Source organism: Thermococcus sp., assembly GCF_027012695.1.
GTDB lineage: Archaea > Methanobacteriota_B > Thermococci > Thermococcales > Thermococcaceae > Thermococcus.
In genome coordinates, this window is record NZ_JALUYR010000102.1 from 1 (window position 1) to 6593 (window position 6593).

General features: G+C 52.6%; 11 protein-coding genes and 1 pseudogene. 1 reads left to right on the plus strand and 11 read right to left on the minus strand.

Annotated features, from left to right (window positions below; all coding sequences use genetic code 11):
* Positions 1-71: 71 nt before the first annotated feature.
* From MV985_RS07870 to MV985_RS07885, 4 genes are read right to left on the minus strand one after another with little or no spacing between them, the layout of a single operon-like run.
* Positions 72-509 carry a PIN domain-containing protein gene (locus MV985_RS07870; RefSeq protein WP_297465051.1) on the minus strand — a complete coding sequence of 146 codons (438 nt, stop codon included), beginning with the start codon at positions 507-509 and terminating at the stop codon, positions 72-74.
* Positions 475-678, minus strand: coding sequence for an antitoxin family protein (locus MV985_RS07875; RefSeq protein ID WP_297465053.1), 204 nt, complete (start codon positions 676-678; stop codon positions 475-477). The genes MV985_RS07870 and MV985_RS07875 overlap by 35 nt, the downstream gene beginning before the upstream one ends.
* 44 nt (positions 679-722) lie before the next feature.
* Entirely contained in the window at positions 723-1841 is a 1119-nt protein-coding gene (hypD, locus tag MV985_RS07880) for a hydrogenase formation protein HypD (RefSeq protein ID WP_297465055.1), read from the minus strand.
* Positions 1838-2065, minus strand: coding sequence for a HypC/HybG/HupF family hydrogenase formation chaperone (locus MV985_RS07885; protein ID WP_297465057.1), 228 nt, complete (start codon positions 2063-2065; stop codon positions 1838-1840). Before MV985_RS07885 ends, hypD begins: the two co-directional genes overlap by 4 nt.
* A 101-nt stretch (positions 2066-2166) precedes the next feature.
* Here MV985_RS07885 and mobA point away from each other — a divergent pair, with 101 nt between their 5' ends.
* Positions 2167-2757: a molybdenum cofactor guanylyltransferase MobA gene (mobA, locus tag MV985_RS07890; RefSeq protein WP_297465059.1), complete on the plus strand. Its 591-nt coding sequence runs from the start codon at positions 2167-2169 to the stop codon at positions 2755-2757.
* Between the two features lie 167 nt (positions 2758-2924).
* Here mobA and MV985_RS07895 read toward each other — a convergent pair whose 3' ends face one another.
* From MV985_RS07895 to MV985_RS07925, 7 genes and pseudogenes are all read right to left on the minus strand, one after another.
* A complete protein-coding gene (locus MV985_RS07895) occupies positions 2925-3266 on the minus strand; it encodes a type II toxin-antitoxin system VapC family toxin (RefSeq protein WP_297465060.1) in 342 nt (113 codons plus the stop codon).
* Positions 3259-3450, minus strand: a complete 192-nt coding sequence (locus tag MV985_RS07900) for a hypothetical protein (RefSeq protein WP_297465061.1) — start codon at positions 3448-3450, stop codon at positions 3259-3261. Before MV985_RS07900 ends, MV985_RS07895 begins: the two co-directional genes overlap by 8 nt.
* Before the next feature lie 300 nt (positions 3451-3750).
* Positions 3751-3981: a hypothetical protein gene (locus MV985_RS07905; RefSeq protein WP_297465063.1), complete on the minus strand. Its 231-nt coding sequence runs from the start codon at positions 3979-3981 to the stop codon at positions 3751-3753.
* A complete protein-coding gene (locus MV985_RS07910; protein ID WP_297465064.1) occupies positions 3974-4459 on the minus strand; it encodes a hydrogenase 3 maturation endopeptidase HyCI in 486 nt (161 codons plus the stop codon). Before MV985_RS07910 ends, MV985_RS07905 begins: the two co-directional genes overlap by 8 nt.
* Positions 4460-4919: 460 nt before the next feature.
* Complete coding sequence (locus MV985_RS07915; RefSeq protein WP_297465066.1) at positions 4920-5660, minus strand: Mrp/NBP35 family ATP-binding protein; 741 nt, start codon at positions 5658-5660, stop codon at positions 4920-4922.
* Entirely contained in the window at positions 5657-6076 is a 420-nt protein-coding gene (gene hypA, locus MV985_RS07920) for a hydrogenase nickel incorporation protein HypA (protein ID WP_297465068.1), read from the minus strand. Before hypA ends, MV985_RS07915 begins: the two co-directional genes overlap by 4 nt.
* Positions 6077-6176: 100 nt before the next feature.
* A pseudogene (locus tag MV985_RS07925) lies at positions 6177-6593 on the minus strand (FprA family A-type flavoprotein); the annotation flags it as partial.

Consider the following 6593-nt stretch of genomic DNA (forward strand, 5'->3'; position numbering starts at 1 on the left):
CAATCGGAGGCTTTATAGGTTTTCAAAACCAAAAGTTGAAAACGATAGGGGAGTTTTGAACCTTTGGTGTTCTACTTGGTCAGCAATTTATCTGGAGCCGTTATCCGTCTTAGCTCCGAGACCCGATCGAAATCCGAATCGAAGCTAACTAAAGGAATACCCTCCTTTAGGCACGTTAACGCTATGAGCGCGTCATTGGGAAGGAGTCCGGATTTGTTCACGAGGTCAAAGAGTTCGTTTGGATTAGGAGCGACTTCCAAAATCTGGAAGGGCTCTAAAAGCTCGCGGATTGGAGTTAAATCAACGTTCATCTTGGGCAACTTTCTTTTCAGGTCATAGGGCCTCATGTTGGTCGTGAGCCTTAAGTAGCCGAAGAGGACCTCGGAGAGAACCACCCCGCTGACGGCTCCTTCAACTTTTCCTTCAAAGACCAAATCCAAGAGCGCTTCCGCCTCGCTCTCTCCGCCTAAAAATTTAAGGAAGACGTTGCTGCCATAGGACGCCCTCATTCTCGATCTCCTCTATAACCTTCTCGACGTCCTCCTTTTTGAAGATGCCAAAGTACCTGCGCGGGGCCTTTTTCTTGATGATTACCGTTACCTCCTCCCCTTCCCTGAGGTTTAGGCTTTTAAGGGGCACTAAGACGCCTTTGTGGTAAACTGCCCTTACCTCCTCCATGTTCCCACCGTTCTATCTTGCGCTCTCATCGTATTTATGCCTCACTAAAACAGAACTCCATACTTGTAGAGTATCTGGCAGGTTCCCTCGTAGGACACCATGCACGGGCCGATGGGATGCCTCGGCGTGCAGGTCTTTCCGAAGTGAGGACAATCGGTTGGCATCGCCAGTCCCCTCAACACAGCACCGCAGAGACAGCCCTTCTCAAGGTCCGGCAGGTCCTTGGGCACCTCGACTTTGTAGATGTTCTTGATGTCAAGTTCTCTCCACTCGTCCCTCAGTTCAAGGCCCGTTCCCGGGAAGACACCCAGGGCACGCCACTTGGCATCGACAACTTTGAAGTACTTATCGATGAGCCTCTGGGCTGTAACGTTTCCCTCGTACCTAACGGCCCTCCTGTACTCGTTTACCACTCGCGCGTCGCCCTCCTTGTACATCCGGATTAGGAGGAGGATTGCCATGAGGACGTCGTTCGGCTCGAAGCCAGCAACGACCTGCGGGATTCCATAGCGCTCGCTCAGGAACTCCCAGCCTTTCACGCCAATTATCGTCGAGACGTGGCCCGCATCTATGAGCGCGTCAATTTTACTCTTCTGCTTTATGAGGACCTCTATTCCCTGGGGCGTTAGCCGATGAACGGAGTATATCTTGAAGTTCTCAAGGCCCTCGTTGACGACGGCGTTTATCATTCCCGCCGTTGGCGCGGCTGTCGTCTCGAAGCCCGGGCTGAAATGCACAACGGTCTCCTCGGGGTTCTCCTTCGCCATCCTGTAGGTGTCGAAGATTGAGTAAACGACGCGGACGTCGAAGCCCTCGCTCTTGAGGTCGGCGAAGCTCCCCATCGGCGTCGGAATCTTGTACATATCCCCAAACGTGGTCAGGATTATCCCTTCTCCTTCTTCCCTGGCCTTCCTCATGATGAGCTGCATCGCCACGATGTCCTCAACGGGGGTAATGCAGACGGGACAGCCCGGCCCGCTCACGACTTTGACGTTCTCGGGCAAAAGAGAGCGTATTCCGGAGCGGGTTATGGTATCTTCGTGAGTGCCACAGACGTGCATTATCCTTATCTCGCCGTCCAGCGTTCTGGCCTCCCCTTTGATCTTCTCCACGAGCTTCTGAGCGATCCCCCTGTCCCTGAAGGCCTTGAGCTTCTCCATCATCGGCCCTCCAGGAACTTCCCCACCCCTGCCCATGCCTCGAGTATCTCGAGCGCGCGCTTTTCGTCGAGACTCTCTATTGCAAAGCCGGTGTGGACTACGACGTAGTCACCCACATCCACGTTCGGAAGGAGGTCGAGCCTTACTTTCCTCTTAACGCCCCCAAAATCAACTGTTGCAGTTTTTCCTTCGATCGCGATTATCCTTCCCGGGACAGCTAGACACATCTTTCACACCCGGTGAAAACTTCTCGGCGGCATATTTAGCCCTTTTTTAAACCTCAGGTTTGAAACCATAATCCTAAAAACTCATTCCGCCACCGGCCTACATGATGGGTGCCGTTTTGGCCGGTGGAAGGGGAAGGCGCTTCGGGGGTGATAAGTTACTCTTTAAAATTTCCGGGGAGCCGCTGATAAGTCACACAATCGAGAGGCTCGAATCGGCGGATTCAATAGACGAAATCATCATAGTGGCCTCTCCTGAGAATGCTGAAAGGCTCAGGGGCCTCGGTTATCGCCTGGTCGTTGACGAGCTACTCGTCGGGCCGATTGGGGGAATTTACACGGCTCTTTCCCTCGGCGATGCCTTCGTCGTTGCCGGCGACATGCCACTCCTCGTTCCAGAGTTCGTTGACTTCGTAGTCGAGCGCTTTAAGCTGTCTAAAAAGCCAGCCTGCGTTCCCAGGTGGGGCAACGGCTACCTTGAGCCGCTCCACGCAGCCTATTCCTCTGATTTCAAGGATTTCCTGGAGAATAAAATTGAAGTCGGACAGTACGCGATAAACCGCGCGATAATGGAGAGCAATGCCTGCTACATTGAAATCGGAAGCCTTCCCGAAGAGTGGCGGGAGAGCTTCTTCAACGTGAACACGCGGGAGGATTTGGGGAGAATCAGAGGCATTCGGGGAAGAGTTCTATGATCTCCTTTGTGATGGGGCTTCGATATTCATTTGCATCTTTCTCCTGTCCCTCACGTTCAAATCTCCAGTATCTCCACAGGCATCGTGTGAAAAGTGGAAGACTGCATTAACTTGTGTCTTCCTGGCGGGTGATACAAGCGCTTGATGCCCCGCTCACTTCTTTAGTCTCACTCCAAACTTCTCAAGTCTTTGAAGTGCTTGATATTCCCTGTCCACACGAGGTAGCCTTTGGCAACTGCCGTAGCGCCAATTAGGAGGTCCGCATCTTCCAGAAGCTCCCCGTTTTCTTTTAGTTTCCTGTACATATTTGCAGCCGTGAGTAGAATGAGGTTGTCAATGTGTTCAACCTTGAAAATCTTCTCTAAACGCTTAAGAACCGCCACTCGCTTTCTCTCTCCTTTGATTCCTCTGGTGAACTCGAAGAGAGTGATCACTGAGACCGCCGAGCCTGCATATTCCTCCAGCTTTCTCTTCTTGTAGAGGTCGATCAGAACACCCGTGTCAATCAATATCCCCGAAATCCCTGAATGAGACTCTCTTTTTTGACTCCCTCTCGATTTCATCCAGTTCATCCTCCGAAAGGAGTTCGTATAACTCTCTTGCCGTTTTTCTAATCTCAAGGACCCTCTTAATCTCGCTCTTAAGGTCCTTCTCTGATATCGATGCCCCATAAACCTTAACTTTTACTTTCACTTGACTCCACCTCCACTCTCACTCGAATCTTCTTTAACTCCTCCTAACCCCTCTCTCCCGCAGGTACCTCAAAACCGCCAGTCTCACCAACTTTTGGAATTCCCTGATATTCATGCCCTTTGGAACGGTAACAATGACTCACTCACTTCTCTCTTTGTGGCACTCAAATCCCGCCCACCATCATAGGATTATTTCATCCAAAACCCTAACACCAGCCATGTCCCAAGGAACCAGATCCTAATGGTCAATAAGGCGCCGTTCAGCTTCGAAAGTTTTGTTCTTGATGTTAATATGCTTTTCTCACCCGTACCTCCATCTGATCCACTTCTTCCTGAACTCGGGCAGATAAACGACCACCGACGCGATGAGGAAGAGCGAGCCGAGGATGTCTTTCCTGAAGTACCACAGCAGGGAGCCTGTGCCGAGGAAGAGGTCCTTCAGCGTTTCCCATCTGTTCTCCTCCGCCTTTAAGTCAAGAATGAAGGAAACGAGTCCAAGAATTCCAAGGGCCAGCCAGATGTACTCAATCATTCCCTCCACCGTTCAGGATTTCGACCAAAAGTCTTGCGAGTCTTTCAGCTCTCTCTTGTATCAGCCCACTCGGCTCCTCGAAGAGGCCCGTCAAAGCTGGCTGGCAGCCTATCAGGACAAAGTCCGCCTTGACCATCGTCTTCATGAACTGGGTCATAAACTTCAGCGGAAGTCCGTGGGTCGAAACCGCTTCACCTATCGTCCCCTCCGGGTCGGCGATGATGTACTCACCAACGTCTCCCCTGAAATCAACCGCATCCACGAAGACCACTAAATCGGGCTTGAAGTCCCTTATTTTGCCGGTGTAGTTCTCGGGAACCTCACCGCAGTTTATCACGAGGACGCTGGGATTGTCCAGGAGCTCCTTCAGTCTCTCTGCAACGAGGACGCCGAAGGCATCGTCTCCCCTTATGTCGTTCCCGATGCCGCAGATCACGACTCGCTTTTTTCCCTGGAAGATTTCTTCGAGGGCGTTCATCGGGGACACCTCGAATCCTCTCAAGCACGAACTCCAGAACCTTTCTCGCCGTCTCTATTGCCTCGGCGGCAATCTCATTATCCACCGCTCGTAGCTCATACCCTGATTCCCTCCGAGAGGGCATAGGGGTAGACGTAACCGGGTCATTTTTGAGGTTCTCCAGTTTCTTCCGTGAGATGGTGAGAATGTCAACGGACATTCCCCCTTTGCAAGCCTCGTCCTGACCTCCCGGCTGAGGCGGAGGCGCTCTCTCCAGCTAAGTTCTCTCGGTGATGATCAGGATGTCCCAGTCGCCCTCCTTTCTAAAGTCCCCCTCGCGCGGGAGCCGAAGAGGATAACCTCCTCTAACCTCCCCCCAGCTCTCTACAGACCTTCGACGAGGGTTGTCTTGATGAGTTCTCTTCCATTCATCCCTCAGCCCCCAGGAATAAATTTGAAGAACTGGAGAAAACACTTTCGTTCAAATTTTTTCGGCTATCTCCCTTATCTTCCCTGCGAACTCCGTCTTCATGAGCTTCTCAATGTTTCCTATCCTAGAGTCGAGGTCAGGGTAAAACGGTATCCCTCCAAGGTACTGGACTCCGAACTCCTTCGCCAAAGCCTCGACGTCCTTCTCATCGTCGAGTTGCTCCGAAAGGAGCCTCATGTTTTCAACTATTCCGAGAACCCTGTGCTTCTCCTCAAGGAGGAGCTGGATGAGCTTCCTGACAACGTTGAGGGCGAGCTTTGATGGGGTGGCAACGACCAAAAACTCACCGCGCTTGAGGAAGCGGAGTACATCTAAGAGCTGGTCGCCGAGACCCGGTGGCATGTCAATGACGAGGTAGTCCAGCTCGTCCCATCTCGTTATGGTGAGGAGTTCTATAAGTGCGTCGCTCACCTCCTTTCCGCGGAGCGGCGTCGGCCTGTCCTCGGTGTAGTAAGCTATGGTCATGAACTTGATTCCGTGGACTGTGTGGGGAACGACCCCCTTGTCCTCCTCGGGGAACTCCCCCGGCTCGAAGCCGAGGATGACGTGGTCGCTCGCCCCGTGAAAGTCAAGGTCTAACAGACCAACCTTGTAACCCTTCTCAGCGAGAGCCAAAGCCAGGGTAGTTGAGACCAGCGACTTTCCAACTCCACCCTTCCCGCTGACAACGGGGACGATCCTCTTAACGTTCTCAAGCCTCGCGTTAATCGCTATCTCGCGCGGGTCGATCATGCCTCTCCCCCCTTCTCGATCTTTATTCCCGCCACGTAAACGCCCCTGCCCTGCACGACCTCAAAGTCGTGGCTACCGCACTTCGGACAGGCGAGGAAGGCGTGAACCACCTCGGGGATGAAGTGGATGTCCTCCTTAATGCGCTTGTCGAATTTGTCCTTCACTTCCTTGAGCTTCCAGGTGTGGCCGCAGTTCCTGCATCTGAAGACGGCCTCCTCCTCGATGAATTCTATCTCAGCGCCTTCCGCAATCGTTCCTGAGAAAAGCTGCTCCATCGCGAACTTCACGATGTCCTCGGCAACGTCCTGGAGTTCGCCGAGAACCACCTGAACTTTCTTCACCTTTTCCGCGTTCTCTTTACCTGCGTATTCGAGGACTGTTCTCACTATCGCATCCGCCAGGGCCCACTCGTGCATGGTATCACCCACTCTCCATGGGGTGGACATCTTAAAAAGAGGGGAGTTTAAAACCCAGGGTTGAAAACGGATAAAGGATGAAAGAAGAGAGATGTTACGTTCAGGCTATCCACTTCACGAGCTTTCTGACGGCTTCCCTAAGTCTTTCCTCGTCCTCTTTGGTGGGCATGCCCCTGCTTTCCACGGTATCAACGAGGTCGAACTTGCTCCTGCTTATCAGCGTCTCTATTTTCTTCGCCGCAACACCACCCCAGCCGAAGGCGCCGACGATTAAAACGGGCTTTTCATAGTTGGCCTTGTCGAGTATCTCGTAGAGGGCATACCTTATGCGCGGGTGTATCTCGGCCTCGTAGGTTGAAGCTCCGATTATCAAAGCCTCGCTGTCAGGAACCTCGCCAAGTATGTCGCTCACAGCTGGAGCCTCCTTGTCGGTGAAGCGGTAAACGACCGGCTTCTTGCCGAGCTTCTTGAGTTCATCAATTACTATCTGCATCCTTCTCTCGACGAAGCCGTACAT